This window comes from Tsukamurella pseudospumae (assembly GCF_001575205.1).
GTDB classification, from domain to species: Bacteria; Actinomycetota; Actinomycetes; order Mycobacteriales; family Mycobacteriaceae; genus Tsukamurella; species Tsukamurella pseudospumae.
The window spans coordinates 115,649-142,203 of sequence record NZ_LSRE01000018.1 but is presented as its reverse complement, the minus strand read 5'-3'; the positions used below and the strand labels follow the sequence as shown (position 1 = coordinate 142,203).

Below are 26,555 nucleotides of genomic sequence, written 5' to 3'. Positions count from 1 at the left end.
TCCCCCTGCACCGGTTCGCGAAGAACCGGATCTGGACCGCGATCGCCGCGCTGGCTGCCGACCTCATAGCCTGGACCCAAATGCTCGCCCTGACCAGCCATGATGCCCGCCGGTGGGAACCCAAACGACTGCGCCACCGACTCTTCTGCATCGCCGGATCCATCGCCCGGCACGCCCGCCGCACCCGCCTGCACCTCGCCGCGACAGCCCCCGACACCGGCCTGCTGATCGCCGGCCTACAGCGCCTGAACCGGATGCGAGCACCCACATGACCGACACGACTTCCTTGACAATCCGATCACGAAACACCCCCACGGGACAGTGGAACCCGACGCCACCCGACGCAACACCGGGCCGCATCACCATGCCCACGAACGAAACCCTCACTCGAGGACACCAATCCGAAACCGATCAGGAGGGGACGACCACCTCACGAAAGATCGAGGCTAGATCTTTGGAGCGGTTCAGCGATCTGTCCCGGGATATCCCGGATGCACCATCGACACAACAGCACGCGACCGGCTGCGATAGTCGGAGGCATGACCAGCCTTCCGATGACTGCCGCACTTCGTGCCGTTCTCCGCGCTGTTGTCGCAGGCGCACCTTGCGACGAACGCGCCCTTGAAATGCTGGTCCTCGCGAGCGTCCGAGAAAGCCAGTCGGTCTCGAAAGAACTCAGTAACCGTGAGGGGGCAGTCCACTACTACTCCGGCTACGTCAACTACGGGGATGTCGCAGGATGGATGAGCCCCGACGATCCATTTTCAGAAGCCGTAGTTGTGATCGAGGTCAAGGCATACGCTGCCCTGAACCGCAGAAGCGACGACAGATTCCAGCTGGACCACTACGCACAGGCCGCCCCCAAAGCACGAAAAGTCTACTTAGCCAGTGACCATGGAATGGCCGAACTCGACAAACGAACACCAGAAATCACCTCGAGCTGGGAGCGAGTTCCCTTTGCAGAGTTCGCGAACTTCCTCGACAGCGTTATCGGACGCGAGCTGACAGCAGAGGAGATGGGCGCCGTAAAGGTCGGGAAGCTCCTGGCCCGCTGCGAAAACTAAGCCAGCTGGGCGCGGACCAGCTCGGCGAAGGAGCGGACGTCGTCCTCGGTGGTGTCCCAGGCACACATCCAACGCACCTCGCCGCGGATCTCGTCCCAGAAGTAGAACGGGACCTGCTCCATCAGCGCCTCGGAGGCGGCGTGCGGGAGCTCGGCGAACACGGCGTTGGACTGCACCGGCTGGGTGAGCTCCACCCCGTCGATCGCGCCCACCAGCTCGGCCAGCAGCCGCGCCATCGCGTTGGCGTGCCCGGCCACCCGCAGGTACCGGTCGTCCTCGAACAGCGCCAGGAACTGCGCGGCCAGGAAGCGCTGCTTCGACGCGAGCTGCATCGACAGCTTGCGCACGTACTCCACACCGCCGGCCCGCTCGGCATTGAGGACCAGCACCAGCTCGGCGCCGAGAAGACCGCTCTTGGTACCGCCGACGCTCACGATGTCGGCACCGATGTCGGTGGTAATGGCGCGCAGCGGAACACCGAGGCTCGCAGCGGCATTGGCGAGACGGGAGCCGTCGATGTGCAGCAGCCAGTCGCGCTCGTGCGCGTACTCGGCGAGGGCCCGCAGCTCGTCGGGGGTGTAGACCGTGCCGAGCTCGGTGGACTGCGCCACCGACAGCACCCGCGGCTGCGCCCAGTGCACATCGCCCGCGCGGTCGGGGACGGCGGCGGTGATCGCCTCGGGCGTCAGCTTCCCACCGGCGGTCGGCACGACGAACAGCTTGAGTCCCGCCACCTTCTCCGGGGCACCGCCCTCGTCGACGTGGATGTGCCCCGAATCTGCGCACACCACGGCGGACCAGCGATCGCTCACCGCAGACAGCGCGACGACATTCGCGCCGGTGCCGTTGAACACCGGGAACGCCTGCGCGCCCGCGCCGAACAGCTCGACGATCCGCTCCCCCAGCGCCGCGGTGTACACGTCGGCGCCGTAGGCACCCTGGTGGCCCAGGTTGGCCTCGGCCACGGCCTCGAGCACCTCCGGCAGCACGCCGGCGTAGTTGTCGCTCGCGAAGCCTCGCTTCGCGGGATCGTGCAGTGGCGTCATGCCTTCGCCTCCGGAACCAGGGTTTCGACGGTGCCGTTCGCCTCGGCCGGAGAGACGTCCCACAGCGCCACCAGGGCATCGGCGACATCGCCGATCGGCGTGTAGCGCGGGAACTTCCGCTCGGGCGCATCGGCCTTCATCTGCGGGGTGAGCAACGCCATGACGCGCACGATCACCGCGGCGGCACCGGTGCCTGTGAAGGCGTCGGCGAGTGCCAGGGTCCAGGCCTCGGACGCCGCCTTCGCGGCGGCGTACGCCGCGTTCTTCGCAGTCGGCTTCGCCACCGAGGTCGACGAGATGATCGCCACCCGCGCATCGGGACTCGCGATCAGCGCCGGATACAGCGCCTGCGTGACGTTCTGCAGACTCCGAATCAGCCCGGCCTCCAGGAAGTCCCAGTCCGCCGGATCGGCCTCGTCGATCGGCACACCGCCGCGCCAACCGCCCACCAGGTGCAGCAGCCCGTCGACACCGTCGTGCGCCGCGCGGATCTCCTCCACCGCAGCGCGGACCGCCGTCCGATCGGCGAGGTCCGCACGGTAGGCGGAAACACCCTCCAGGGAGGCGATCTCCGCGGCGGGCGCGCCGCGGGTGATGACGGCGACCTTCGCCCCCGCCGCTACCAGCCTGCGCACGACCTCCTGGCCGAGCGCTCCGTTCGCGCCCGTCACCACGACGGTGCGTCCCGTCACGCCACTCATGCCGGCACCTCGATCGGGGCCGATGCCGTGATGCCCCGCGCGCTCTCGATCACGGCGCTCATCTTACGGCGCAGCGCCTCGTAGAACACGTTGAGCGGGAACTCGTCCGGCAGCACCAGGTCCACCAGACCGCGCGGCTCACCGTCGAGAGGCAGAGCCTCCGTGCCCTTCGCCCAGACGGAACCCGGGCCGGGCGCCACGTAGGACGAGACGAACTGATAACTCGCCAGCCACTGCCCCACCTTGGACCGATCGATGCCGGTGCGGTAGAGCTCCTCGATCTCCTCGCCGAGGCGGATCACCTGGAGCGGCAGCTCCTTCCAGTCGAAGGAGAGCCGATTGTCGCGCCAGCGCAGCGCGCCGTGGCGGTGCAGGTAGGCGAACAGCAGCTGGCCGCCGAGTCCGTCGTAGTTGCGCACCCGGTCGCCCGTGATCGGGAACCGGAAGAGCCGGTCGCACAGGATCGCCAGCTGCACCGGCAGTCCGTAGGGGTGCCCCTCCTGCTCGAGGCGGTACGCCTCACGGAAGGTGGTCAGGTCGCAGCGCAGCTCCTCGAGGGCGTACTGCCAGTACGGCATCCGCTGCTTGATCATGAACGGATCGAAGGGCAGGTCACCGCGGCTGTGGGTGCGGTCGTGGATCAGGTCCCACATGGCGAAGGTGGACTGGGCGAGCGACTGCGAGGCGACCAGACGCTCACCGTCGGGCGGGAGCTGCAGCGAGAGGATCTCGCTCGCGGCGCCCGTGACCCGGCGGAACCGGGCGGCCTCGCGGTCGCAGAAGATGGCGCCCCAGTGGAACTCGGGCGTCCGCGCCACCGTCACGGTCTCCGGGAAGAGGACCGCGGAGTGGGTGTCGTAGCCCGGGGTGAAGTCCTCGAAGGCCACGGACAGGAACTTCTCGTTCCCGTAGCGGCGCTCGACATCGGCGAGCCACTCGGGCCACACCACGCGCAGCAGCACGGCCTCGAAGACCTTGCCGGCGTTGCCGTTCTGCGTGTACATCGGGAACACCACGAGGTGCTCCGCGCCGTCGGCGCGGTCCAGGTCGGGCCGGAAGGCGGCGAGGGACTCGTCGAACTCGGGGCGGGCGAAGCCGCTCTCGACCCAGCTCCGGAAGTCGCGCGGCAGCGCGGCGAGGTACTCCGCGTCGTGCGCGAACAGCGGTGCGAGCGCGGCGATGCGGGCCACGATCTCGTCGACCAGCTCCGCGGCCCGCGCGTGATCGGCGGGCTCGGCGACGGCACCGTCGGCGCCCTGGAGTCCGCGCAGGTCCTCGACGGCGGACTTGAGCGCCACCCAGTCGGCACTGCGGGCCACGGCGGAGGCACCGTCGGACGCGGAGTCCTGGTGCGCACCCGCGGCCCAGGTCACCGCGTTGGTCCACAGCGTGCGCTGATCGAGGTCGTCGATGCAGTCGTCGCCGAAGAGATCCGAGTCCGAGAACACCACGACCCGGCCGCGGCCCACCTGCAGCGCCGCCGCGAGGGGGCGACCCGCGGGCGAGGCGGTGGGGCTGGTACGTGCGAGCACGACGGCGTCGGCGGGAACGTCGAGCACGCCGGTGCGGTAGAAGACCGCGCCCTCGACGGCGGCGACGATGCCCTGCCCGCCCAGCTCGGGGGCGATGTCCGAGCGCACCCAAGTGGCGTTGCCGCCGTGCCGCCGGTCGCCCGCGGCCTCCTGGACGACCACGGACTCGACGTGCACGCCGAACCGGCCCAGCAGCTCGTCGAGGTTGTTGCCGGAGGTGGCGGTGTCGCACTCCGCGAGCACGACGAGCCCGCCGCCGGCCCGCACGTACTGCTCGATCGCGTCGAGCTCGGCGGGGGCGTAGACGGGCGGCAGATCGCCGGTGGTCCGCTCGACGCCCTGCCGGGCGAGGTGCGGGATCACGTACACGTCCGTCTCACGGAGCGCGTCGACGGTGACCTGCGGGAGCAGCCCGTCCGCCACGGACATCCCGCGACGGCGCAGGGCCTGCACCGCCTGCGCGAGGCTGACATCTCCGGGGTTCACGGGCACCAGCTCGCGGGCGCGGTCCAGGGTGGTCGCCCAGGCGCAGCTGCGGGCCTGTTCGACTACCACGCGCGGGAACACGGAATTTTCAGACATAACCGTTCCGATCATTTGCCTCTTACATCTCTTAACGCGATTTTAGCGGTCGAGGGCCTTGATTTCGAGCGGAACGGCACAGTTCGTACGGAGCGGGCGCAGAGGACGACGGCCGACCGGGTGAGGAACCCGGTCGGCCGTACGCGAAGAGGTACGAGTCGGTCAGCCCACCCGGTCGGGATCGTGGTGCGCCGAGGCGGCGGCGACCGGCGACAGATCCGCGGCCGCGGGATCGACGGTCGGCGACTTCGTGACCAGCTTGTGCCCCCACCACAGCCCGAGGAACAGGATCAGCGCGGCGTAGGTGGTGAGCAACAGACTGACACTGCCGCCCGTGTCGGAATCGTTGACGGCGACGTAGTACTGGCCCGCGACGACCGCGACGCACATGAGGAGCGCCACGATCGGCCCCGCGGGGTACAGCCAGGCCTTATAGGGCAGCTCGTCGAGCGAGCGCCCCTGCGCGTTCCACGCCCTGCGGAACTTGTAGTGCGCCCACGCGATCCCGATCCAGGTCACGAACCCGGCCACCGACGATGCGGCGACCAGAACCGTGTACGCGGCACCGTCGCCCTTCGGGCCGGCGAGGAAGCACAGGCAACCGATCAGCGTGGTCGCCGCGGTGGCCGCGATGGGAACGCCGGCCTTCGTCACCCGAGCGAAGATCTTCGGGGCGTTGCCGTCCACCCCCAGGCCGTACAGCGCGCGCGTGGCGGCGAACAGGCTGGCGTTGCCGGCCGAGAGGATCGCGATGAGGATGACCGCGTTCATGATCGACGCCGCGGCATCGATACCCGCGAGCTTGAACACCAGGGTGAACGGCGCCACCGCGACGTTCTCCGCGGACGCGTCGAGCAACTCGGGGCTGGTGTACGGGATGAGGAAGGCGATGATCGTGAGCGTGCCGATGTAGAAGACCAGGATCCGGAAGAACACGGTCCGCACCGCGCGCGGGATCGCGCTCTTGGGTTCGATCGCCTCGCCCGCGGCGACCGCGATCATCTCCGTGCCCTGGAAGGCGAAGCCGGCAATGAGGAACACCGAGAGCATGCCGAGCGGGAAGTCCACGAACGGCGCGTCGCCGACGGTCCAGTTCTGGAAACCCGGAGCCGGTCCGTCACCGACCGCTCCCACCACCATGAGCACGCCGACGATCAGGAAGATCACCACGGCGATCACCTTGATCGACGCGAACCAGAACTCGGCCTCACCGAACGCCTTCACCGCGAACAGGTTCAAGGCCAACAGTCCGACGAGGAATATCACCGACCAGACCCAGGTGGGGACGTCGGGCAGCCAGAACTTCATGATCAGCCCGCCTGCGACCACCTCCGCGGCCAGCGTGATCGACCAGTTGAACCAGTAGTTCCACCCGGCGGCGAAGCCGAAGGACTTGCTGACGAACCGGGTACCGTACTCCTCGAACGGGTTGCTGCACGGCAGGTACGCCGACATCTCGCCGAGGCTCTGCATGAGGAAGAAGACCATGACGCCCATGAGCGCGTAAGCCGTGAGGGCACCGCCGGGGCCGGCCTGGCTGATCGTGGCGCCGGACGCCACGAACAGGCCCGTGCCGATGGCACCGCCGAGCGCGAGCATGCTGATGTGGCGGCTCTGCAGGCCCTTGCGCAGGGTCTCGTCCGGGGTGATTCCAAGGGGGCTCGACACCCGATGAGAGTAGCGACCGCGACGCCGCTGCGGATACCATTCGCTACGACATGTTCTCGTACGACACCCGTTCCGCTCTGGCCAGCGCCGCCGACCTCGTGAACACCGCCCCCGACGCGCGCACCGGCCGGTACGAACGACTCCCCGACGTCGCCGCACTGCGCTCCTTCGTCGAGCGCTGGGGCTGGACGGGGCCCATCCCGCTGCGCGAGGACGAGCTCGACCGGGTGCACGCCGTCCGCCGCGTCCTGCGCGGCCTGTGGGATCTCGCCGGCGACGAGGCCGGCACCGTCGACCTGGTGAACCGCATGCTGCGCGATGCGGCCGTACTGCCCCAGCTCGTCCGGCACGACGACTGGCCGTACCACCTGCACGGTTGGAACGACGGGACGCCGATCGCCGAGCGCTTCCTCGCCGAGCCCGCGATGGGCATGGTCGACGTGGTGCGCGCCGACGCGCTGGACCGCCTGCGGCACTGCGCCGCTCCCGACTGCGCCGGGGTGCTCGTGGACTTCTCGCGCAACTCCTCGCGCCGGTTCTGCGACGACGGCTGCAACAACCGCCTCAACGTGGCCGCGTACCGCGCGCGCCGCGCCTGACCTCTAGGATCAACGGCGTGGCGGAATCGACGGGTGCGGGCGGAGCGATCAGGGGCGTTCCGGGGCCCGATCACCTGGTCGCCGGGCGGTACCGCCTGACCTCGAAGATCGGCGGCGGCGGCATGGGCGCCGTGTGGCTGGCCCGGGACGAGCGGCTCGAGCGCGAGGTGGCCGCCAAGCAGGTGATCTCCACCGAGGGCCTCACCGAGGAACAGGCGGATGAGCTGCGCAAGCGGGCCCTGCACGAGGGCCGGCTCGCGGCGCGGCTGCAGCACCGCAACGCCGTCGCGATGTACGACGTGGCCCTGGACCGCGGCGAGCCCTGGCTGGTCATGGAATACCTCCCGTCGCGTTCGCTCGCGCAGGTGCTGCACATGACGGGGACGATGCCCGAGCGGCAGGTCGCGCAGATCGGCGCACAGGTGGCCGACGCGCTGATCGAGGCGCACGAGTCGGGGATCATCCACCGCGACATCAAGCCCGGCAACATCCTCATCGCGAACCGGGGCCGCGCGTCGGGCACCGTCAAACTCTCGGACTTCGGCATCGCGCGGGCCGAGGGCGACGATGCCGGCCCGGCCGGGATCATCACCGGCACGCCCGCCTACTTCGCCCCCGAGGTGGCCCGCGGCACCGAGCCGTCCGAGGCCTCGGACCTCTACTCGCTGGGCGCCACGCTCTACACCGCGTTGGAGGGCACGCCGCCCTTCGGTGTGGACGACGACTCGATCCGGTTGCTGCACAAGGTCGCTCTGGGGCAGATCGATCCACCCAAGCACGACGGCGCACTGACCCACGTCATCCTCGACATGCTGCAGCCGAGCCCCAAGCGGCGCCCGTCGCTGGCTGAGGCACGGGACCGGCTCGCGGAGGTCGCGGCCGCCGGCGGCAACCCCGCCGCGATCCTGGCCGCCCCGCTGCAGGCCTCCGAGGGCGCGCCCGCGGTCTGGCTGCGCCGCACCGCCGGGGAACGCTCAGCGGGAGCGTCCGGGGAACGCGGTTCGACGGTGCGCCCGGCATCGTCAGGCAGGCCGGGCGCGTCCGGACCCGTCGAGCGCAAGCGTCCCGTCCCGCCCGCACCGCGGCCGAGCGCCTACGTCCCGCCGCCCGTGGCGCCGCCGACGAAGATGTCGAACACCATGCTGGCAGCGTGGATCATCGGTGGGTTCATCGTGCTGGCCGCGATCATCGCGGGGATCATCGTCGCCCTGGGCTGACGCGATATCGGCAGCGCGCGGCCGAAGACAGCCGGAAAACTCACTTCTCCACGTACACCGCGACGATGAGATTCACTCCTCCCATCTTCGCGGCGTCGAACAGCTCACTGAGGCGTTGTTGGCGAATCCCCCTCTTGGCCAGCAGCTCATCGAGGTCCGGTTGCCGCGTGGGCATCACACCGAGGTAGAAGTGATCACTTCCCGCTGCCCCGATCGCCGCTGTTACCGTCAAGTCCGACTCGGGCAGCTCCGTCACGCCTTCGCCAGTCGGGATGGCAAGCAAGATCGGAGGTGATGGCAGCCCAGTGGGCGGATTGCTCGGATATCCCAGCAAGCGTTTGGCATCCGCGACCGTCATTCCGACCAGATCGTCCAGGTCGACCTTGGTGAACCGGCCATCCACCGCTGCCTGAATTTCCGACGCCGTTCGGGAATCCATCTGCGGTCCCACAGGATCCGAGACGGTGCATCCACTGGCGGCCGATATCGCCAGCGCCGCAAGAAGCGACACCGCAAAATTTCGCATAGTTGATTACAGCATGAGTGTCCGCTATCGGCGCGCAAGCGCCCCGCGATATCGGCAGCGCGCGGCCGGTAGCTCTGAACGCTGCCGGCAATCGGCAGCGCCCACGAATGTCAGCAGCGCGCGGCCACAACCTCAGCGGCCGGGAACTCAGTCCGCGAGGTGGCGGGTGTGGGCCCAGCGGGTGAGCGCGTTGCGGTTGCTCTGCTGGGTCTTGCGGAGCACATTCGAGGCGTGGGTCTCGACCGTCTTCACCGAGATGAACAGGTCCTCGGCGATCTCCTTGTAGGTGTAGCCGCGGGCCAAGAGGCGCAGCACCTCGAGCTCGCGCGGGGTGAGCGAGTCCAGCTCCGGGTCGAGCGCGGGCTCCGGTACCGGCGAGCGGCCGGTGAACGAGTCGAGCACGAAACCGGCCAGCCGAGGCGAGAACACGGCGTCGCCCTCGGCGACCCGGCGCACCGCGTCGGCCAGTTCCTGCCCCGAGATCGTCTTCGTGACATAGCCGCGCGCGCCCGCGCGGATCGTGGCGATCACGTCCTCCGCGGCGTCGGAGACGCTGAGCGCCAGGAAGACCGGCATCTTCTCGAGCTTGGCACGCGGGGCACCGTCGGTCACGCCGCGCAGGACGGCGACACCGCCACCGTCGGGCATGTGGACGTCGAGGAGCACCACGTCCGGTGCGACGGAGAGGATCCCGGCCACGGACTCCGCGACCGTACCCGCCTCCCCCACCACCTCGATGGCGTCCTCGCGGGCCAGCTCGGCGCGCACGCCGGACCGGAACACCCCGTGATCGTCGACCAGGAACACCCGGTAGCTCACGCGTTCTCCTCCACTCGATCCAGTAGTGATCAGTACAGTTCCTGCAGCGGCGGAAGCGACTCCGAGACGCGCTCGGAATCCGCATTCCAGTACCGGATGAACCCCTTCGGATCGGCGAAGACCAGGGCTTGGGTGGGACCGGTGCCGTTCATGCGACGAAGCCTAGTGGGACCCCGCGCACCCGTGGGGGAAGTGCTCGTCGCGTCGGCCGGGTGCTCACGATGCGGACGCCTCCGCCTCGCATCGGGGGACCGACATCCTGACCTCGGTACCTCGCCCCGGGGCGGACCGGACCGCGACGGCGCCGCCGCGACGCTCCACCCGCGACCGGATCGACTTCGCCAGGCCCTGCCTGTCCGCCGGCACCGCCTCCGGATCGAATCCCACGCCGCGGTCGCGCACGAACACCGCCACCGAGTCCTCGTCGACCTCCGCGTACGTGTCGATGCTCTCGCAGCCGGAGTGCTTGGCCGCGTTGACCATCGCCTCCCTCGCCGCCCCGAGCAGCGCGGTGAAGCGGTCATCGACGCCCAGCTCCGGTCCCTCGACATCGCCGACCGTGATGACGTCCACGGCCACCGAGTGCGCGTCCTCGACGTCCGCGGCCGCAGCCTTGAGCGCCGCGGCGAGGGACCGCGCCGGCGCCTCCGCCCCGCCGAACAGCCACTCGCGCAGCTCACGCTCCTGGCTGCGGGCCAGACGCTTGACGGCGGCACCGTCGGCGGACTGCTTCTGGATGAGAGCGAGTGTCTGCAGCACCGAATCGTGCAGGTGCGAGGCGATCTCCTCACGCTCGATGGTGCGCACCCGGGCGGCGCGCTCGGCGCCCAGATCGCGCCACATGCGCACCCAGATCGGCACCGTCAGCAGCGCCACGCCCACCAGCGTCAGGACGACCGCGGCGAGTGCCGTCGGGATCGCCGCCACGTCCACCCGGCCGAGGAAGACCACCGCGAGACCGACGATCACCAGCGTGACTCCGCCCAACATGCGCAGCCAGGTGATCAGACGGGAGCCGCCGCCGAGCGCGGTCGACGTTGTACGCGCGGAATCGGCCTCGCGCCAGACCAGCGCGGCGCCGACGCCGATGACGATCACCGGCACCACGAATCCCGCGCTGGTGCTGCTCGCCACCGACGCGAGGGTCGCCGCGCCGACCACGCCGAGTACCGCCAGGGCCAGGCCCTGCCGGCGCTCGGCCGGATCCGGCCGCTCCGTGTCCGTGCCGGGGCGGCACATGAACCACAGCAGCGCGTACATCACGACGCCCGCACCGAGGAGTGCGAGCAGGGTGAAGGCGATGCGGACCTTGGTTACGTCGACGCCCAGGTGATCGGCGACGCCGCCGCACACTCCGCCGATCACCGCGCCGCCGCTGCGACGGTGCATCCGGGGGTACGACGGCGCCGGCGCCGGCTGCCCGGGCGGCGGCACGACCGCGGGCCGGGCCGCGGCAGGCGACGGAGCGGGCGCGCGGAGTCCGGCGGCCTGCGCCTGGTCCGCGCCCTGCTGCCACCCCTGCTGCCAGTTCTGCCAGCCCTGCTGCCACGCCTGCTGGCGAGCCTGGTGCCGCGCCCACCGGCGATCTGCTCGTCTGCTCATGATCCCTCGATGGTGGCACGGATCGTCGCCCTCGGGTATCGGGGAAGCCCCTGAATGTTCACCCTTCACCCCGAGGCGCGGCGCCACGATTTCAGGGTAGATCCCGATGGACCGGGACCGCCGCGCCCCGCAGGATCGAAGGCATGGACACGACAACCCTCTCCAGCCAGCTCCGGCAGATGTGGGAGACCAGGCCGCTCCGGGCCCGGCAAGCGCCGATCGCCGGCGTCTGCACGGGTTTCGCCCGCCGCTACCAGGTGGACGTCGCGCTCGTGCGTGCCGCCTTCATCGGTGCGACGGTGCTCGGCGGGCTCGGCTTCATCGCCTACATCGTCGGGATCTTCGTCCTCCCCAAGGAATCCGAGTACGCGTACGGCACGCCCGTGCAGCGCTCCGGGCCGCCCACCATCGTCCTGATCATCGCGGCTGTCCTCGCCGTGACCTTCGGCAGCAACTTCAGCTCGTCGTGGCCGGGCGCCGGATTGATCAGCCTGGCCCTGCTGTTGGCCGGCTGGTACGCGCTGCACCAGCGCCTCCCCGTCCCCCCGCCCGGCACCGCCGTCACGACCCGGTTCGCCCCCGCCCCCGTGGGCGCCTGGCAGCCGCCCGCCGCGCAGTTCCCGTGGCAGCCCGTGTGGACGCCGCCGACCGCGGGAACCGTCCCGTCCGAGCCCGCGCCGCCCAGCGCCGCACCGGAATCGGCACCGTCGGAAGCTGCGTCGTCGGAGGCAGCACCGTCGGGCGCGGCACCGTCGGACCCCGTGAACCTGCGCAAGGCACCCGAGGCGGGCCCCCGCACCCGGGACGTGACGCAGGCGACGGAGGAGATCCACCCGCCGCGCTGGGATCCGCTGGGCGCCGCTCCCTTCGCCTGGGACCTGCCCGAGCCCGCCTCCGCGGTGACGCCGGTCCCGGTCGTCCCGAAGCGGCGCACCCGCGTGACCCCGGTGACCCTCGGCATCGCACTGTTGACCGCCGCAGCGATCGCCACCATGAACCTCGTTCTCGGCGTGCCGATCTCGCCCGTGGTGGGCGCCGCGATCGTGCTGGCCGTGGTGGGCGGCGGCCTCGTCATCGGCGCGTTCCGGCGCTCCGGATACGGCCTCCTGTTCGCGGCGATCCCCCTCGCGGGCGTCGTCGTGGTCGGCACGATGGCGCAGAACGTGGTCACCGGCCTCGCCGATGCGCCGCGCGGCGACCAGAGGTTCACGGTGACCACGCCGACCGACCTGCGCGAGAGCTACACCACGCAGGTCGGCTCGCTGAAGCTCGACCTGACCGGGCTCACACTCGACCACGACCGCACGGTATCGACCCGGGTGGGCGTGGGCGACACCAAGATCCGCGTGCCGGCCGGCATGAACGTCCGCGTGAACTGCTCCGTCTCCGTGGGCGAGGCTCAGTGCCCCGACGGACTCAGCGTCGGCAAGGACGCGAAGCCCGACGCCCCCACCCTGACGATCAACGCCCAGGGCAACATCGGCAACGTGGAGGTGAACCGTGACCGGTGATACGTCCCATCGGCTGTCCCCCGCCCTGCTCGTCGCAGGCCTCGCCTCCCTCGTGATCGCGGCGTGGGCGATCCTCGGCGGCCCCGGACTGGTGAACGCGGGAACGCTCCTCGGCGGCCTCGCGATCGCCGCCGTCGCCGCGGCCGGGCTGGTGCTGATCAGGCCCCGAACGCGGCCCGATTCTTCGAAGCCCACTGCGCCAGGCTCGTCGCCGGACGACCACTGAGATCCTCGACCAGCGAGTTCGCCTCCTGCCGGTACCGGCGGGAGGCGTCCTGCAGGTCCAAGTACCAGCCGGCCATGTCGCCCATCTCCGCCGCGAGAGCCGCTTCGGCGGCCTCGCGGCTGATCTGTTCGAACCGCACCTCCCGGCCGATGCCCTCACCGATCTGCGCGGCCATCTCGACCCGGGTCAGGAAGCTCGGGCCGGTGAGCTCGTAGACCTCCCCGACATGCGCCGACCGGTCCTCGGCCGCGAGCAGCGCGGCCGCGACCGCGGCGATGTCGTCCATCGAGATCGGCGCACTCCCCGCGTCCGGGTAGGGCTCGCGGACCACGCCCGCGGCCACCTGTCCCGCCCAGCCCGCGAAGTTCTCCATGAACTCGCCCGGGCCGAGAACCGTCACGTCGATGCCGCTCGCGAGGATGGTGTCCGTGAGCGCCTGCCAGTGCGCGCTGCCCGAGGTCGCGACCACGTACTCGACACCCGCGTCCTTCGCCCGCCGCAGCACCTCCTCCGCCGTGGGCTCGTACGGCGCGAGGTACATCGCGGTCACGCCGTCGAAGGCACCGTCGAGCGTCTCCGGCTTGCCGATGAAGCCGCTGAAGGCCTCGATCCGGCTCGGCAGCGCCGCCTTCGCGGGGTTCGTGGTGAGCGCCCGGATGTCGGTGACACCCCTCGCCACCAGCTCGTCGACCACTTTCCGCCCGATGTTGCCCGTCGCACCCGTCACCAGAATCGTCATGGCATCGACCGTACCGGCGGCTCCGGTCAGAACGTGACCGCTATGTCATTCCCCCGGGGCTCCGCCCCCGAGCACCCCCGCCCTACTCCCACTCGATGGTCCCCGGCGGCTTGCTCGTCACGTCGAGCACCACGCGGTTGACGTCCTCCACCTCGTTGGTGATGCGGGTCGAGATGATCTCGAGCGTCTCGTAGGGCACGCGCGTCCAGTCCGCGGTCATCGCGTCCTCGGAGCTGACCGGCCGCAGCACGACCGGGTGGCCGTAGGTGCGGCCGTCGCCCTGCACGCCCACGCTGCGGACGTCCGCGAGCAGCACGACCGGGCACTGCCAGATGGTGCCGTCCAGGCCCGCGGCGGTGAGCTCCTCGCGGGCGATCGCGTCGGCCTTGCGCAGCAGGTCCAGCCGGTCCTTCGTGACCTCGCCGACGATGCGGATCGCCAGGCCCGGGCCGGGGAAGGGCTGCCGGCCGACGATCTCCTCCGGCAGACCCAGTTCGCGGCCCACGGCGCGGACCTCGTCCTTGAACAGCAGGCGCAGCGGCTCGACGAGGGTGAACTCCAGGTCCTCCGGGAGGCCGCCCACGTTGTGGTGGCTCTTGATGTTCGCGGTACCCGCGCCGCCGCCGGACTCGACGACGTCCGGGTACAGCGTGCCCTGGACGAGGAAGTCGACGGTGGTGTCGGCGTTCCCCACGACCTCGCTGACCGCGCCCTCGAACGAGCGGATGAACAACTCACCGATGGTCTTGCGCTTGGTCTCCGGATCACTGACTCCGGCGAGGCGATCCAGGAAGGTCTTCTCGGCGTCGACGGTGACCAGGCGCGCGCCCGTGGCCGCGACGAAGTCCGTCTGCACCTGCTCGCGCTCGCCCTGCCGCAGCAGGCCGTGGTCGACGAAAACACAGGTCAGACGATCACCGATGGCCTTCTGCACCAGTGCCGCCGCGACGGCCGAGTCGACACCGCCGGACAGGCCGCAGATCGCGAGACCGTTCTCCCCGACCTGTGCGCGCACGTCCTCGATCAGCTGCTCCGCGATGTTCGCCGCGGTCCACGTGGGCTTCAGCCCGGCGATCTCGTACAGGAAGCGCGTGAGAACCTCCTGGCCGTGCGGGCTGTGCAGCACCTCGGGGTGGTACTGGACGCCGGCCATCCTCTTCTCGACGTTCTCGAACGACGCCACGGGCGCGCCGGGCGTGGAGGCCACCGTCGAAAAGCCCTCCGGGGCGACCTGCACGGCGTCGTTGTGGCTCATCCACACCGGCTGCTCGGCGGGCAGCCCGACGTGCAGCACACCGTCGCCCGTGGGCGTCAGGGTGGTCCGGCCGAACTCGCGCCCGCCCGTGTTGGCGACGGTGCCGCCGAGGGTCCGGGCCATCATCTGGAAGCCGTAGCAGATGCCGAACACCGGGACGCCGAGGTCGAAGACCGCGGGGTCGAGGTTCGGCGCGTCCTCCGCGTACACCGACGCGGGACCGCCCGACAGCACGATCGCGGCGGGGTTCTTCGCCCGGACCTCCTCGGCGGTGATGGTGTGCGGCACCACCTCCGAGTAGATCCGCGCCTCGCGGACGCGGCGCGCGATGAGCTGCGCGTACTGCGCGCCGAAGTCGACGACCAGAACCGGGTTGGGTGAGGAGTCCGTCACCCGCAACAGTCTAGTTGCCGCCCGCCGCCGGTCAGGACACCAGGGCGGTCACGATTCCCCCGCCTGCCGCAGACGAGGAAGGAACGGCGTCAGCCTTCGCGGCGCCGAACCATCTCGGTGATCCAGATCGGGGCGAAGGGCGAGACGCAGCCCTTCGAGACCGGGTAGTCCGCCAGCACCTGCAGCTCCTCCCCGATGGCCAGGGCGCGGGCCCGGCGGGACGGATCCTCGATGCCGATGGTCGCGAGGGTCTCGTTCATCGCCCACTGCAGCTTCGACGGGGCATCGCGCATCTCCCGCGCGACGGTGTCGAGCAGCACGTCCCGATCGAGGTCGGCCGTGGTCACGGCGTGCGTCGTGAGCGCCCAGCCCGCCGCCCGCACACGCGGGTCGGCGTCGCCCCACCACCGGGTCCGGAGCGCACCCGCATGCGGGGACTTCTTCACCAGGTAGTTCAGCAGCCAGTCGTGCGCCTTGTCGCTGCGGGCGGACCGGAGCATCGCGTCCAGCTCGTCCGCGGTGTACTGCTTCGGCCGGCTGATCAGCAGCGCCACGAGCTGCCCCGCGACATCACCCGAGTCCCACAGCTCGCCGGCCAACTCCCGGTCCGTACCGAGCGACTTCGCCACAGCCCGCAGCTTCGTCAGGTTCACGCCGTGCGGGTCACCGTGCCGCTCGTTGACCGCCCGCGCCTTCGGATCCTCCAGCGCCGCCAACTCGGCCAGTACGTCCTCCACGCGCGTCATGGCACCGAGCGTAGCGACGGCGGACCGTCAGGCCTGCGTGTCCTGACGGCGGACCGTCAGGCCTGCGTGTCCTGCGCCGGCCGGACCTTCGGCAGCGGGAGCAGCAGCTGCCCGGGGGCGCCGGCCGGGACGGCGGGCTTCTGCGGCGCGGTGGGCGCGATCCGCTGGTAGCCCTCGCCCTGCGCGGGGCGCGGGTCCTTCTCGCCCTTGTTCGGCCAGAGCGACGCGGCGCGCTCGGCCTGCGCGGCGATCGACAGCGACGGGTTGACGCCGAGGTTCGCCGAGATGGCGGCACCGTCGACGACGAACAGCGAGGGGTAGCCGTGGATCCGGTGGTACGGGTCGATGACGCCCGTCTCGGGCGTCTCGGAGATGGCTGCGCCGCCGAGGAAGTGGGCCGTCATCGGGACGTTGAAGATGTCGCCCCAGGTGCCGCCGGCCACGCCGTTGAGCTTCTCGGCGCCGATCCGTGCGGCCTCGTTGCCCTTCGGGATCCAGGTGGGGTTCGGCGCGCCGTGGCCCTGCTTGGAGACCATGCGGCGCTTGCTGCTGCCCGGGATCTTCTTGGTGTAGGTGGTGATCGAGTTGTCCAGGCTCTGCATCACCAGCAGGATCAGCACGCGCTGGCCCCAGTCCTTCTGCGTGAGCAGCAGTTTCAGGTCGCTCGGCTTCTTCGCCAGGTCGCGCACGAACCCCTTGAGGCGGGTGCGTCCGGGGCCGCCATCGACCAGGAGCGACTGCAGCATCCCCATCGCGTTGCGGCCGGGCCCGTACCGGACGGGCTCGATGTGGGTGTCCGGCGTCGGGTAGAAGGAGCTGGTGATCGCCACACCCTTGGAGAGGTCCTCGACGGGGTCGACGACGGTGCGCGCCGAGCCCAGGATCGACTCGGAGTTGGTGCGGGTGAGCACGCCCAGACGCTCCGAGAGCTTCGGCAGCGCGCCCGTGTCCTTGAGCGAGTGCAGCAGCGTCTGCGTGCCCCAGGTGCCGGCCGCGAAGACCACGTTGTCGGCGGTGTAGACGGTGCGGTTCTTGCGCACCTTCGCGCCCGTGCGGCGGGTGTACACCTCCCACACGCCCTTGCGTCCCTCCCGGACCCCCGTCACCGTCGTCATCGGGATGAACCGCGCCCCACCGGCCTCGGCCAGGTGGATGTAGTTCTTCATCAGCGTGTTCTTCGCGCCCACCCGGCAGCCCGACATGCACTGGCCGCACTCCGTGCAGCCCGTGCGCGCGGGGCCGGCGCCACCGAAGAACGGGTCGGCGTCGGTGCGGCCCGGCTGGTTGAAGTACACGCCCACCGGGGTCTCGGTGTACGTGTCCGCGACGCCCATCTCCTCGGCGATCTGCTTGATGACCCGGTCCGACGGGGTCTCGTGCGGGTTCTTCACCACGCCCAGCATCCGCCGGGCCTGGTCGTAGAACGGCGACAGCTCGTCGTCCCAGTCCGTGATGTGCTTCCACTGCGGGTCGTTGAAGAACGGCGCCGGAGGCTTGTACAGCGTGTTCGCGTAGTTCAGCGAGCCGCCGCCCACGCCCGCGCCGGCCAGGACCACGGCGTCGCTGAGCAGGTGGATGCGCTGGATGCCGTACAGGCCCATCGCCGGCGCCCACACGAACTTCTTGAGGTTCCAGGTGCTCTCGGCGAAGTCCTCGTCCTCGAACCGCCGGCCGGCCTCGAGCACACCGACGCGGTAGCCCTTCTCGGTCAGACGCAGCGCCGTGACGCTGCCACCGAACCCCGAGCCGATCACGAGCACGTCGAAGTGGTCGCCCGTGTTCTGCTTGACTGCCTTGGCCATCTGGCACCCCTCACCCGTCCGCGGAAGGACATGTGTCACCGGGCCACGGCTGAAGCGGCCCTACTGACGGGTAACGGTACTACTAAACTCCACTCAATAACAGTGGTTCGCGCTCAGTACGCGACGTTGAGCCCGACCTTCTGGAACTCCTTCAGCTCGCTGTAGCCGGACTTGGCCATCGACCGGCGCAGGCCACCGACCAGGTTCAACTGGCCGTTCGGCTCCGTCGACGGGCCGTTCAGGATCGTCGCGAGCGACGGCGCGCCACCCACCGCCGCGTCGTCGCCGGCGTCCAGTCCGCCCAGCTGCGCGGGCGCGACCGCGCCGCGCGGGATCGACGGGTGGGCGGCCACCGACGGCCAGTACCACCCCTTGCCCGGTGCCTCGGCCGCGATCGCGAGCGGCGCGCCCAGCATGGTGGCGTCGGCGCCACAGGCGATCGCCCGCGCGACATCGCCGGCGCTGTAGATGTCACCGTCGGCGATCACGTGCACGTACCGGCCGCCGGTCTCGTCCAGGTAGTCCCGGCGGGCCGCGGCGGCGTCGGCGATGGCGGTCGCCATCGGGACGCCGATGCCCAGCACCTCACGGGTCGTGGTCGCGCCCTCCGCCGAGCCGTACCCGACGATGACGCCGGCCGCGCCGGTGCGCATCAGGTGCAGCGCAGTACGGTGATCGCTCACGCCGCCCGCGACCACCGGCACGTCGAGATCGCCGATGAAGGTCTTGAGATTCAGTGCCGAGCCCTCGTTCGAGACGTGCTCCGCCGAGATGATCGTGCCGTGGATGACCAGCAGGTCGATCCCGGCCTTGACCAGGACCGGGGTCAGCTCCAGGGCGCGCTGCGGCGAGACTCGCACGGCCACCGTCACCCCCGCGTCACGCACCCGGCCGACGGCCGCGGCGAGCAGCTCGGGATCCAGCGGCGCGGCGTGCAGCTCCTGCAGGCGGCGGATCGCGGTGACGCCGGTGATATCGGACGCGGCGAGCGCCACGACCTCCTCGAGCTTCGCCTCGGCATCGCGGTGTCGCGAGTAGAGGCCCTCGGCGTTGAGCACGCCCAGGCCGCCCAGCCTCCCGAGCTCGATCGCGAACTCCGGCGAGCCGATCGCGTCCGTGGGATGCGAGAGGATCGGGGTGTCGAAGCGGTACGCGTCGAGCTGCCAGGCGGTGGACACCTCCTTCGAGGAACGCGTGCGGCGCGACGGGACGATGTTCACGTCCTGCAGCTCGTAGGTGCGTCGGGCCGTGCGGCCCATGCCGATCTCAACCATGTCGCGCAACGCGCTCAGTCCTTTCCGGACGGGAGCGGGGCATCGTCGGCCCCGGGGAACGTGTGAGGACTGCCGGACTACCGCGTGGTGTAGTTCGGCGCCTCGACCGTCATCGTGATGTCGTGCGGATGCGATTCTTTCAGACCCGCCGCCGTGATCTGCACGAACTGGGCGCGCTGCAGATCCTCGATGGTCTGGCTGCCGGTGTAGCCCATCGCCGCGCGGAGGCCGCCGGTGAGCTGGTGGATCACCGAGCTCAACGGACCGCGGAAGGGCACCCGGCCCTCGATGCCCTCGGGCACCAGCTTGTCCTCGGAGAGCACGTCGTCCTGGAAGTAGCGGTCCTTGGAGTAGGACTTGGCCTGGCCGCGGCCCTGCATGGCGCCGAGGCTGCCCATGCCGCGGTAGCTCTTGAACTGCTTGCCGCCCACGAGGATCAGCTCGCCCGGCGACTCCCCCGTGCCCGCGAGCAGCGAGCCGAGCATCGCCGTCGACGCGCCGGCCGCGAGGGCCTTCGCCACGTCACCGGAGAACTGCAGGCCGCCGTCGGCGATGACGGGGACGCCCGCGGGCGCGCACGCGGCATTGGCCTCGAGGATCGCGGTGATCTGTGGTGCACCGACGCCCGCGACGACGCGGGTGGTGCAGATCGAGCCGGGGCCCACGCCGACCTTCACGCCGTCGACACCGGCCGCGACCAGCGCCGCGGCGCCGCTGCGGGTGGCGACGTTGCCGCCGATGATCTGCACGTCGTCACCGAGCTCGTGCTTGAGCTTCTCGATCATGTTGAGCACGCCGCTCGAGTGACCGTGCGCCGAGTCCACCACCAGCACGTCGACACCGGCGTCGCGCAGCGCCATGGCCCGCTCCCACGCCTCGTCGCCCGCGCCGACGGCCGCGCCGACCAGCAGCCGACCGTCCGAGTCCTTGGTCGCGTTCGGGTGCTGCTCGGTCTTGACGAAGTCCTTGACGGTGATCAGGCCGGTGAGCCGGCCGCTTCCGTCCACGATCGGCAGCTTCTCGATCTTGTGCCGACGCAGCAGTCCCAGCGCCGCCTCGGCGGTGACGCCCTCCTGCGCGGTGATCAGCGGCGCCTTGGTCATGACCTCGGCGACGGGACGGTCGAAGTCGACCTCGAAGCGCATGTCGCGGTTGGTGATGATCCCGACCAGCGTGCCCTTCTCGTCCGTCACCGGCAGGCCGGAGATGCGGAACCGCGCGCACATCTCGTCGACCTCGCGGAGCGTGTTCGACGGGCTGCAGGTGACCGGGTTGGTGACCATGCCGGCCTCGGACCGCTTGACGGTCTCGACCTGCCCGGCCTGCGCCGCGATCGACAGGTTGCGGTGCAGCACGCCCATGCCGCCGTTGCGGGCCATCGCGATGGCCATCCGCGCCTCGGTGACGGTGTCCATCGCGGAACTGATCAGCGGGACCCGCAGGGTGATCTCGCGGGTGAGCCTGGTGGAGATGTCGACCCCCGACGGGATGACATCGGAGGCCGCGGGAACGAGGAGCACATCGTCGAAGGTGAGGCCGAGCATGGCGACCTTGGACGGATCGTCACCACCGATGCGAACAGAGCCGGGAGCGGGCGCGGAAGAGGCGGAACGCGTCATGTATCCATGGTACGCGGCGGATACTTCCGCTCGTGCAGCGCGTGTGACTGGCCAGAACAGGGCATTTCTGCGTACCGTGGGGGTGTGCGCAACCATCTTCCCCCCGGCCTTCCGCCGGACCCGTTCGCCGACGATCCGAGCGACCCCACGGCCGCTCTGGACTCGCTCGATCCCGGCCAGCCCCTCGATCCCGCCGAGCGCCTCGCCGTCGAGGAGGACCTGGCGGACCTGTCCGTCTACGAGGCGCTCCTGGCCCATCGCGGTGTCCGCGGCCTGGTGATCTGCTGCGACGACTGCCAGGAGGATCACTACCACGACTGGGACATGCTGCGCGCGAACCTGCTGCAACTGCTGGTGGACGGCACCGTCCGGCCCCACGAGCCGGCCTACGATCCGGCGCCCGACGCGTACGTCACCTGGGACTACTGCCGCGGCTACGCCGACGCCGCGATGAACCTCGCGAACGAGGAGTAGGCGCCCGAACCGACGAAGGCCCCCACCGAACGGTGGGGGCCTTCGTGGTCGTCACGACTACCGCGGGAACAGCTCCGGAGGGAGCACCGTGGTCGTCTCGGTCGCCGCGGCCCTCGACGTGCTGGTGGTCCGGGGCGGCGGCGTGGTGGTGGTCGTCGCCGGCGGTGTCGTGGTGGTCACCGTCGTGGCCGTCGTCGTCGGTTCCGTGGTCGTCGGCTCGGTGGTCGTCGGCTCGGTCGTCGTCGGGCGCGTCGTCGTCGGTGTCGGCCGCGGAGTGGTCGGACGCGTGGTCGGCACCGGCGTATCGAGGATCGTCGGGTACGGCACCGTCGTCGGCGGCGTGGTCGGCACCGTCGAGGGCGAGGTGGGCGGTGCCGAGGGCGTCGACGGCGCGGACGTGGGCAGGTCGGTCGACCCGACCGGCAGCCCGGCGCGCGCCTCCGCGGCCCGGATCCGCTCCTCGAGCGCGGCGCGGTCCTTCGCGTTCTTCACCTTCGCGGCCTGCTGCCGGGCGCTGACCAGCGCCGTCTGCGCCGCCGCCTGATTGCTCCCGCTGATCTCCTCGTCGGCCTTCGCGATCTGCGCCTTAGCCTCCGACGTGGCGACCGTCTGCGAGGCGGCGTCCGAGAACACGACCTCCTTGACGCTCCACAGCGCACCGTCGCCCGGGTCGGCGGAGTTCACGAGCACGCCACCGCCGCCGATGATCGCCACGGCGGCCGCAGCCGAACCGGCGATCAGGCCGAACCGGCGGTTCCGCCGCGACGGCGCGTTCGCGATGTCGGTCACGTCACCGTCGCCCGACGGTGCCTCCGGCGCGCCGTCCGGCGTTCCGCCCACGAGCGGCGCCGGGGGCGGCGGCACGGGGCGGGTGGGCCGCGCGGAGCGCATGCCACGGCCCCGTCGGCCGCCACCGGTGGCGGCGACGATCTCGTCGATCGACGGGCCCGAGGGCACCGGCGTCGTGACGATCTCGTCGCGCCAGTCGGCGAGCAGCGATGCGAGTGTGAACTCGGTCTGATCCGCGGTGGTGACGGCGCCGCCGGCGGCGAGGGCCTCGATCAGGTCGTCGTCCCGCCGGACCGCGGCCACGTCGACGGGAGCACCGTCGTCCGTGACGCGGTCGACGAAGCCGGTGTCGCCGTCGCGGAAGTCGCGGGGACCACCGGGGCGCATCGGGCGCATCGGCGGACCCAGACGGTGAGTGGCCGTGCGCTCGGGGTCCTGGGGATCGAAACGCCCCTGGTTGTTCCCGGGCTTGTTCGTGTCGTCGGCCATGTCAGTTCTCACCTTCTTTCGCGATCTGGTTCTTCAGCTTGGACAGCGCTCGGTGCTGAGCGACGCGGACGGCACCTGCGGTACCGCCCACCGCCTCCGCGGTCTCCTCGGCCGACAGGCCGACGACCACACGGAGGATCAGGATCTCGCGCTGTTTCTCCGGGAGCGTGCTGAGCAGGCGGGCCATGTCGCGGCTCGCCTCCGTGGCGAGCGCCTGACCTTCGGGCCCGCCGTCCAGCGACGCTCTCTCTGGGATCTCGCTGACGGGGTCGGATTTGTTACGCGCTGCGCCACGGAAGCCGTCCGCGACCTTGTGCGCGGCGATGCCGTACACGAACGCCATGAACGGGCGTCCCTGGTCCTCGTACCGGGGCAGAGCCGTCATCACAGCCATGCACACCTCCTGCGCGATGTCTTCAGCGGACAGCGAGTGACGCTCGCCACCACCGACCCGCGCGCGGCAGTACCGCACGACGAGGGGTCGGATGGTGTCGAGAACATCTGCGAGCGCGGACCTGTCGCCGCGCGCTGCCTCGCGCACGGCCCGGTCGAGCTCCTCACCTGTCAGATTCATCGCCAGCCTGCATCCTGCCGTTACAACCGTGCCAATCCCGCGCCATGGCGAATCCAGTCCGCCTCCACGGCCGCAGCCTCGCGCGCGAACGCCTCCCCATGCCCCACCTCCGACAACGCGACCAACATCTTCGCTCCGGCCCACCTTAGAGGATCGAGCCCCTCCGAGGTGGCGACGCCGTACGCCTCCGTCGTGAGTTCCCGCGCCCGGTCCGGGTCGTCCGACGCCATCGCCGCAGAACCCGCGATGAGCAGCGTCTTCGCATGGTGCCGCGGCACGGTCGGCCCCGGGTCGGCCGACAACAGGGGATCTATCGCCGCGGCCGCTGCCGCTGCGTCCCCGGTGTACACGGCGAGCTCCGCCGCGACCCACTCGCGTCGCAGCCGGGCGCGCGGCACCGTCCACCACGGGAGATCGCGCGACGAGGCGGCACCGGACCGTTGCGGACCCGCAGCTCCAGCCGCACGGAGATGCTCGTCCGCGCGCGCGAGCAGGCGGGCGCTCAATGCGTGCCGGCCGGTACCCAGAGCGTCCGCAGCGAGTCCCACCGTCGCATCGACCGTCAGCGCCACCGACAAACCATATCCTGGTTGTCCATCGATTGAGCTCGCAAGGCTCAGTGCGGCACCGTCGGGCAGCGCGGCGGCCCGGTGCGCGCCGGACTGCCGGAGCATGGAACCCTCCAGGCAGCGCGCCGCCGCGGCGAACGGCCCCGCGGTCACGCCCGCGGTCAGCAGCCGGGCGGCCGCGAACCGCCCCGTCCCGGCGAGCGCGACGGCGCGCAACCAGACCCGACCACCGGCCGAGTCCGCGGGACCCGGCACTCCCGCCGTCGCCCCGAACGCCGCCGCGAGCAGACCCTCCGCAGAGACGGTCGCCGGATCCGCATGTCCAGTTTCCAAAGATTTAACCTTCCACAATTTGCAGCAGCGACAATGGTGTCGAACGGTCGCACACGGGCGCTCATGTTACCGGCTTGTAAAGCGTTTGCCGGGCATCTTCCATGTCGCCGCGACCGCAGGTCATGGCTCGTTGGGCCGCACAATGCACGTTCACCTGCGACGACCGCCACCGCACTCCGTGGGGTCACGGACGCAACACTGGTCCATATACCCCGGAATGAATGAACGCAACGTTAATTCTCACGGTGACCGAAGCCGCCCCGCAATCGCCCGCAGCGGGTTGACCTTCGTCTAGCGAACTGCATACGGTGAACGAGCGAGAGGAACAACGACGTTTCCACGCCAGCGAGATCGCCGAGTGTTTGGAGAATGCGCATGCCTCAACCCAACGAGCTCCCCGGTCCCAACGCGGATTTCTGGGACTGGCAGATGCACGGCGTGTGCCGCGGCGTCGACAGCTCGGTGTTCTTCCACCCCGACGGCGAGCGGGGCCGGGCGCGCGCGCAGCGCGAACGGCGCGCGAAGGAACTGTGCCGCACCTGTCCCGTGCTGACGCAGTGCCGCGCGCACGCGATCGCGGTCGCGGAGCCCTACGGCATCTGGGGCGGCCTGTCCGAGTCCGAGCGCGCCGCGCTGGCGTCCAAGACGCGCGTCAAGACGAGCCGCATCGCAGGCTAGCCCCGACGACGGAGCGCCCCCGACCTTCCGGTCGGGGGCGCTCCGCGTTCGTGCCGGTCGCGCTGGGGATCCTCCTAGTGGGAGTGTCCCGCGTGCGCGTCCTCGGGCTCCTCCGCCGGCTTGTCGACGACGGTGGCCTCGGTGGTGAGGATCATCCGGGCGACCGACGCGGCGTTCACCACGGCGCTGCGGGTGACCTTCACCGGGTCGATGACGCCGTCGGCGATGAGGTCGCCGAACTGCAGGGTGGCGGCGTTGAAGCCCTCGCCCGTCTCGGTGACCCGGTTGACGATGACGGCACCGTCCTCGCCCGCGTTGGTGGCGATCCAGAACAGCGGGGACGTCAGCGCGCGGCGGAACGCACGCACGCCCAGCTTGAAGTCGCCCTCGCTCCCGTCCTCGAGGTCGGCCAGCTGCGCGCTGACCTTGACCAGCGCGGTGCCACCGCCGGACACGATGCCCTCCTCGACCGCGGCACGAGCGGCGGACACGGCGTCCTCGACGCGGTGCTTGCGCTCCTTGAGCTCGGTCTCGGTGTGCGCGCCGACGCGGATCACCGCGACGCCACCGGCCAGCTTCGCGAGGCGCTCGGAGAGCTTCTCACGGTCCCAGTCGGAGTCGCTGTTCTCGATCTCGGCCTTGATCTGCGCGGTCCGCTGCTGCACGTCCTCCTTGGACCCGGCACCGTCGACGATGGTGGTGGAGTCCTTGGTCACCTCGACGCGCCGGGCGCTGCCCAGCAGGTCGACACCGGCCGTGGCCAGCGAGAGGCCCAGGTCGGTGTTGATGACGGTGCCGCCCGTGACGATGGCGAGGTCCTCGAGGAAGGCCTTGCGGCGATCACCGAAGAACGGCGCCTTCACGGCGACGGCGCGGATGGTCTTGCGCAGGGTGTTGAGGACCAGCGTCGAGAGCGGCTCGCCCTCGACGTCCTCGGCGACGATGAGCACCGGCTTGCCGGTCTCGAGGATCTTCTCGAGCAGCGGCAGGAAGTCGGGCAGCGACGTGATCTTGTCGCGGTAGAGCAGCACGAGTGCGTCGTCGAAGACGACCTTGCGCTCCTCGAGGTCCGTGACGAAGTTCGGGGAGATGTAGCCCTTGTCGAACTGCACGCCCTCGGTGACGACCACGTCGGTCTCCACGCCCGAGCTCTCCTCGACGGTGACGACGCCGTCGGCGCCGACCTTGCCCATCGCCGAGCCGATCATCGCGCCCAGCTCCTCGTCGCGCGAGCTGACGGTCGCGACCTGCGCGATCGCCTTCTCGCCGTCCACCGGAGTGGCCTGCGAGACGAGGATGTCGGCCGCCTTGTCCGCGGCCGCGCCGATGCCCTTGCCGAACTCGATCGGGTTGGCGCCGGCCGCGACGTTGCGCAGGCCCTCCTTGACGATCGCCTGCGCGAGCACGGTGGCGGTCGTCGTGCCGTCGCCGGCGATGTCGTTGGTCTTGGTCGCGACGGACTTGACCAGCTGGGCGCCCAGGTTCTCGACCGGGTCCTCCAGCTCGATCTCCTTGGCGATGGTCACACCGTCGTTGGTGACGACGGGGCCGCCGAAGGCCTTGGCGAGCACCACGTGCCGGCCGCGGGGTCCGAGGGTCACCTTGACGGCGTCGGCGAGCTCATCGATGCCGGCTTCCAGGCTGCGGCGTGCGTTCTCGTCGAATGCGATCTGCTTAGCCATGTTTCAAAGCTCCTAAGGCTCTGGTGGAAATGCCGGACCGCCCCGC

26 protein-coding genes are annotated in these 26,555 nt (G+C 70.4%); 8 read left to right on the top strand and 18 right to left on the bottom strand.

From position 1 onward, the window contains the following. Nucleotides 1–272, top strand: a 272-nt coding sequence (locus AXK61_RS14825) for a transposase (RefSeq protein ID WP_197466811.1), incomplete at its 5' end; no start/stop codon positions are given. Between the two features lie 267 nt (nt 273–539). Further along, nucleotides 540–1,064, top strand: coding sequence for a hypothetical protein (locus AXK61_RS25025; protein WP_139058031.1), 525 nt, complete (start codon nt 540–542; stop codon nt 1,062–1,064). Here the strand turns inward: AXK61_RS25025 and AXK61_RS14820 are convergent. From AXK61_RS14820 to AXK61_RS14805, 4 genes are all read right to left on the bottom strand, one after another. Continuing rightward, a complete protein-coding gene (locus AXK61_RS14820) occupies nt 1,061–2,110 on the bottom strand; it encodes a threonine aldolase family protein (RefSeq protein ID WP_068746025.1) in 1,050 nt (349 codons plus the stop codon). The genes AXK61_RS25025 and AXK61_RS14820 overlap by 4 nt on opposite strands. Next, nucleotides 2,107–2,811 (bottom strand): SDR family NAD(P)-dependent oxidoreductase, encoded by a 705-nt coding sequence (locus AXK61_RS14815; protein WP_068746023.1) that lies wholly within the window; start codon nt 2,809–2,811, stop codon nt 2,107–2,109. Before AXK61_RS14815 ends, AXK61_RS14820 begins: the two co-directional genes overlap by 4 nt. Further along, nucleotides 2,808–4,925: a DUF6421 family protein gene (locus AXK61_RS14810; protein ID WP_068746021.1), complete on the bottom strand. Its 2,118-nt coding sequence runs from the start codon at nt 4,923–4,925 to the stop codon at nt 2,808–2,810. The genes AXK61_RS14815 and AXK61_RS14810 overlap by 4 nt, the downstream gene beginning before the upstream one ends. A 162-nt stretch (nt 4,926–5,087) precedes the next feature. Continuing rightward, nucleotides 5,088–6,593, bottom strand: coding sequence for an amino acid permease (locus tag AXK61_RS14805; protein ID WP_068746019.1), 1,506 nt, complete (start codon nt 6,591–6,593; stop codon nt 5,088–5,090). 50 nt (nt 6,594–6,643) lie between these two features. On the opposite strand from AXK61_RS14805, the gene AXK61_RS14800 reads away from it, so the two are divergent. Together AXK61_RS14800 and AXK61_RS14795 are read left to right on the top strand one after the other, a co-directional pair. Continuing rightward, nucleotides 6,644–7,192 (top strand): CGNR zinc finger domain-containing protein, encoded by a 549-nt coding sequence (locus AXK61_RS14800; protein ID WP_068573399.1) that lies wholly within the window; start codon nt 6,644–6,646, stop codon nt 7,190–7,192. Nucleotides 7,193–7,209: 17 nt separating this feature from the next. Continuing rightward, nucleotides 7,210–8,409, top strand: a complete 1,200-nt coding sequence (locus tag AXK61_RS14795) for a serine/threonine-protein kinase (protein ID WP_082778107.1) — start codon at nt 7,210–7,212, stop codon at nt 8,407–8,409. Nucleotides 8,410–8,449: 40 nt separating this feature from the next. Here the strand turns inward: AXK61_RS14795 and AXK61_RS14790 are convergent, their stop codons facing one another. From AXK61_RS14790 to AXK61_RS14780, 4 genes are all read right to left on the bottom strand, one after another. Continuing rightward, entirely contained in the window at nt 8,450–8,848 is a 399-nt protein-coding gene (locus AXK61_RS14790) for a hypothetical protein (RefSeq protein WP_139058030.1), read from the bottom strand. Between the two features lie 234 nt (nt 8,849–9,082). Next, complete coding sequence (locus tag AXK61_RS14785) at nt 9,083–9,754, bottom strand: LuxR C-terminal-related transcriptional regulator (protein ID WP_068573395.1); 672 nt, start codon at nt 9,752–9,754, stop codon at nt 9,083–9,085. Between the two features lie 29 nt (nt 9,755–9,783). Beyond that, entirely contained in the window at nt 9,784–9,906 is a 123-nt protein-coding gene (locus AXK61_RS25905; protein WP_269451172.1) for a hypothetical protein, read from the bottom strand. A 64-nt stretch (nt 9,907–9,970) separates the two neighbouring features. Continuing rightward, nucleotides 9,971–11,356 carry an ATP-binding protein gene (locus AXK61_RS14780; RefSeq protein WP_414930000.1) on the bottom strand — a complete coding sequence of 462 codons (1,386 nt, stop codon included), beginning with the start codon at nt 11,354–11,356 and terminating at the stop codon, nt 9,971–9,973. Nucleotides 11,357–11,499: 143 nt separating this feature from the next. On the opposite strand from AXK61_RS14780, the gene AXK61_RS14775 reads away from it, so the two are divergent. Together AXK61_RS14775 and AXK61_RS25020 are read left to right on the top strand one after the other, a co-directional pair. After that, the gene (locus AXK61_RS14775) at nt 11,500–12,867 is read left to right on the top strand and encodes a PspC domain-containing protein (protein WP_068573393.1); all 1,368 of its coding nucleotides are present in this window, start codon (nt 11,500–11,502) and stop codon (nt 12,865–12,867) included. Next, nucleotides 12,857–13,093, top strand: coding sequence for a hypothetical protein (locus tag AXK61_RS25020; RefSeq protein ID WP_139058029.1), 237 nt, complete (start codon nt 12,857–12,859; stop codon nt 13,091–13,093). The genes AXK61_RS14775 and AXK61_RS25020 overlap by 11 nt, the downstream gene beginning before the upstream one ends. Here AXK61_RS25020 and AXK61_RS14770 read toward each other — a convergent pair. The 6 genes from AXK61_RS14770 to guaB all read right to left on the bottom strand — a co-directional run bounded on the left by AXK61_RS14770 (nt 13,026) and on the right by guaB (nt 20,921). Continuing rightward, complete coding sequence (locus tag AXK61_RS14770) at nt 13,026–13,832, bottom strand: SDR family oxidoreductase (protein ID WP_068573391.1); 807 nt, start codon at nt 13,830–13,832, stop codon at nt 13,026–13,028. The genes AXK61_RS25020 and AXK61_RS14770 overlap by 68 nt on opposite strands. A gap of 82 nt (nt 13,833–13,914) precedes the next feature. Further along, a complete protein-coding gene (gene guaA, locus AXK61_RS14765) occupies nt 13,915–15,480 on the bottom strand; it encodes a glutamine-hydrolyzing GMP synthase (RefSeq protein ID WP_068573389.1) in 1,566 nt (521 codons plus the stop codon). A gap of 89 nt (nt 15,481–15,569) precedes the next feature. After that, complete coding sequence (locus tag AXK61_RS14760) at nt 15,570–16,226, bottom strand: DNA alkylation repair protein (RefSeq protein ID WP_068573387.1); 657 nt, start codon at nt 16,224–16,226, stop codon at nt 15,570–15,572. Nucleotides 16,227–16,282: 56 nt separating this feature from the next. Next, complete coding sequence (locus tag AXK61_RS14755) at nt 16,283–18,028, bottom strand: FAD-dependent oxidoreductase (RefSeq protein ID WP_068746017.1); 1,746 nt, start codon at nt 18,026–18,028, stop codon at nt 16,283–16,285. 113 nt (nt 18,029–18,141) lie between these two features. Next, nucleotides 18,142–19,311, bottom strand: a complete 1,170-nt coding sequence (locus tag AXK61_RS14750; protein ID WP_068746015.1) for a GuaB3 family IMP dehydrogenase-related protein — start codon at nt 19,309–19,311, stop codon at nt 18,142–18,144. 68 nt (nt 19,312–19,379) lie between these two features. Continuing rightward, nucleotides 19,380–20,921 (bottom strand): IMP dehydrogenase, encoded by a 1,542-nt coding sequence (guaB, locus tag AXK61_RS14745; RefSeq protein WP_068746013.1) that lies wholly within the window; start codon nt 20,919–20,921, stop codon nt 19,380–19,382. Nucleotides 20,922–21,005: 84 nt separating this feature from the next. On the opposite strand from guaB, the gene AXK61_RS14740 reads away from it, so the two are divergent. After that, nucleotides 21,006–21,395: a DUF5319 domain-containing protein gene (locus AXK61_RS14740; protein WP_068746011.1), complete on the top strand. Its 390-nt coding sequence runs from the start codon at nt 21,006–21,008 to the stop codon at nt 21,393–21,395. A 57-nt stretch (nt 21,396–21,452) separates the two neighbouring features. Here the strand turns inward: AXK61_RS14740 and AXK61_RS14735 are convergent, their stop codons facing one another. Genes AXK61_RS14735 through AXK61_RS14725 form a run of 3 tightly spaced genes read right to left on the bottom strand, consistent with a single transcriptional unit; the run spans nt 21,453 to nt 24,149 of the window. After that, nucleotides 21,453–22,673 carry an anti-sigma-D factor RsdA gene (locus AXK61_RS14735; RefSeq protein WP_068746009.1) on the bottom strand — a complete coding sequence of 407 codons (1,221 nt, stop codon included), beginning with the start codon at nt 22,671–22,673 and terminating at the stop codon, nt 21,453–21,455. A gap of 1 nt (nt 22,674) precedes the next feature. Continuing rightward, nucleotides 22,675–23,247, bottom strand: a complete 573-nt coding sequence (locus AXK61_RS14730; protein WP_068573376.1) for a sigma-70 family RNA polymerase sigma factor — start codon at nt 23,245–23,247, stop codon at nt 22,675–22,677. A 20-nt stretch (nt 23,248–23,267) separates the two neighbouring features. Then, complete coding sequence (locus AXK61_RS14725; RefSeq protein WP_068746006.1) at nt 23,268–24,149, bottom strand: hypothetical protein; 882 nt, start codon at nt 24,147–24,149, stop codon at nt 23,268–23,270. A gap of 375 nt (nt 24,150–24,524) precedes the next feature. Here AXK61_RS14725 and AXK61_RS14720 point away from each other — a divergent pair, with 375 nt between their 5' ends. Further along, the gene (locus AXK61_RS14720; protein WP_068746043.1) at nt 24,525–24,827 is read left to right on the top strand and encodes a WhiB family transcriptional regulator; all 303 of its coding nucleotides are present in this window, start codon (nt 24,525–24,527) and stop codon (nt 24,825–24,827) included. A 74-nt stretch (nt 24,828–24,901) separates the two neighbouring features. Here AXK61_RS14720 and groL read toward each other — a convergent pair whose 3' ends face one another. Beyond that, entirely contained in the window at nt 24,902–26,509 is a 1,608-nt protein-coding gene (gene groL / locus AXK61_RS14715) for a chaperonin GroEL (protein ID WP_068746003.1), read from the bottom strand. Nucleotides 26,510–26,555: the final 46 nt, after the last annotated feature.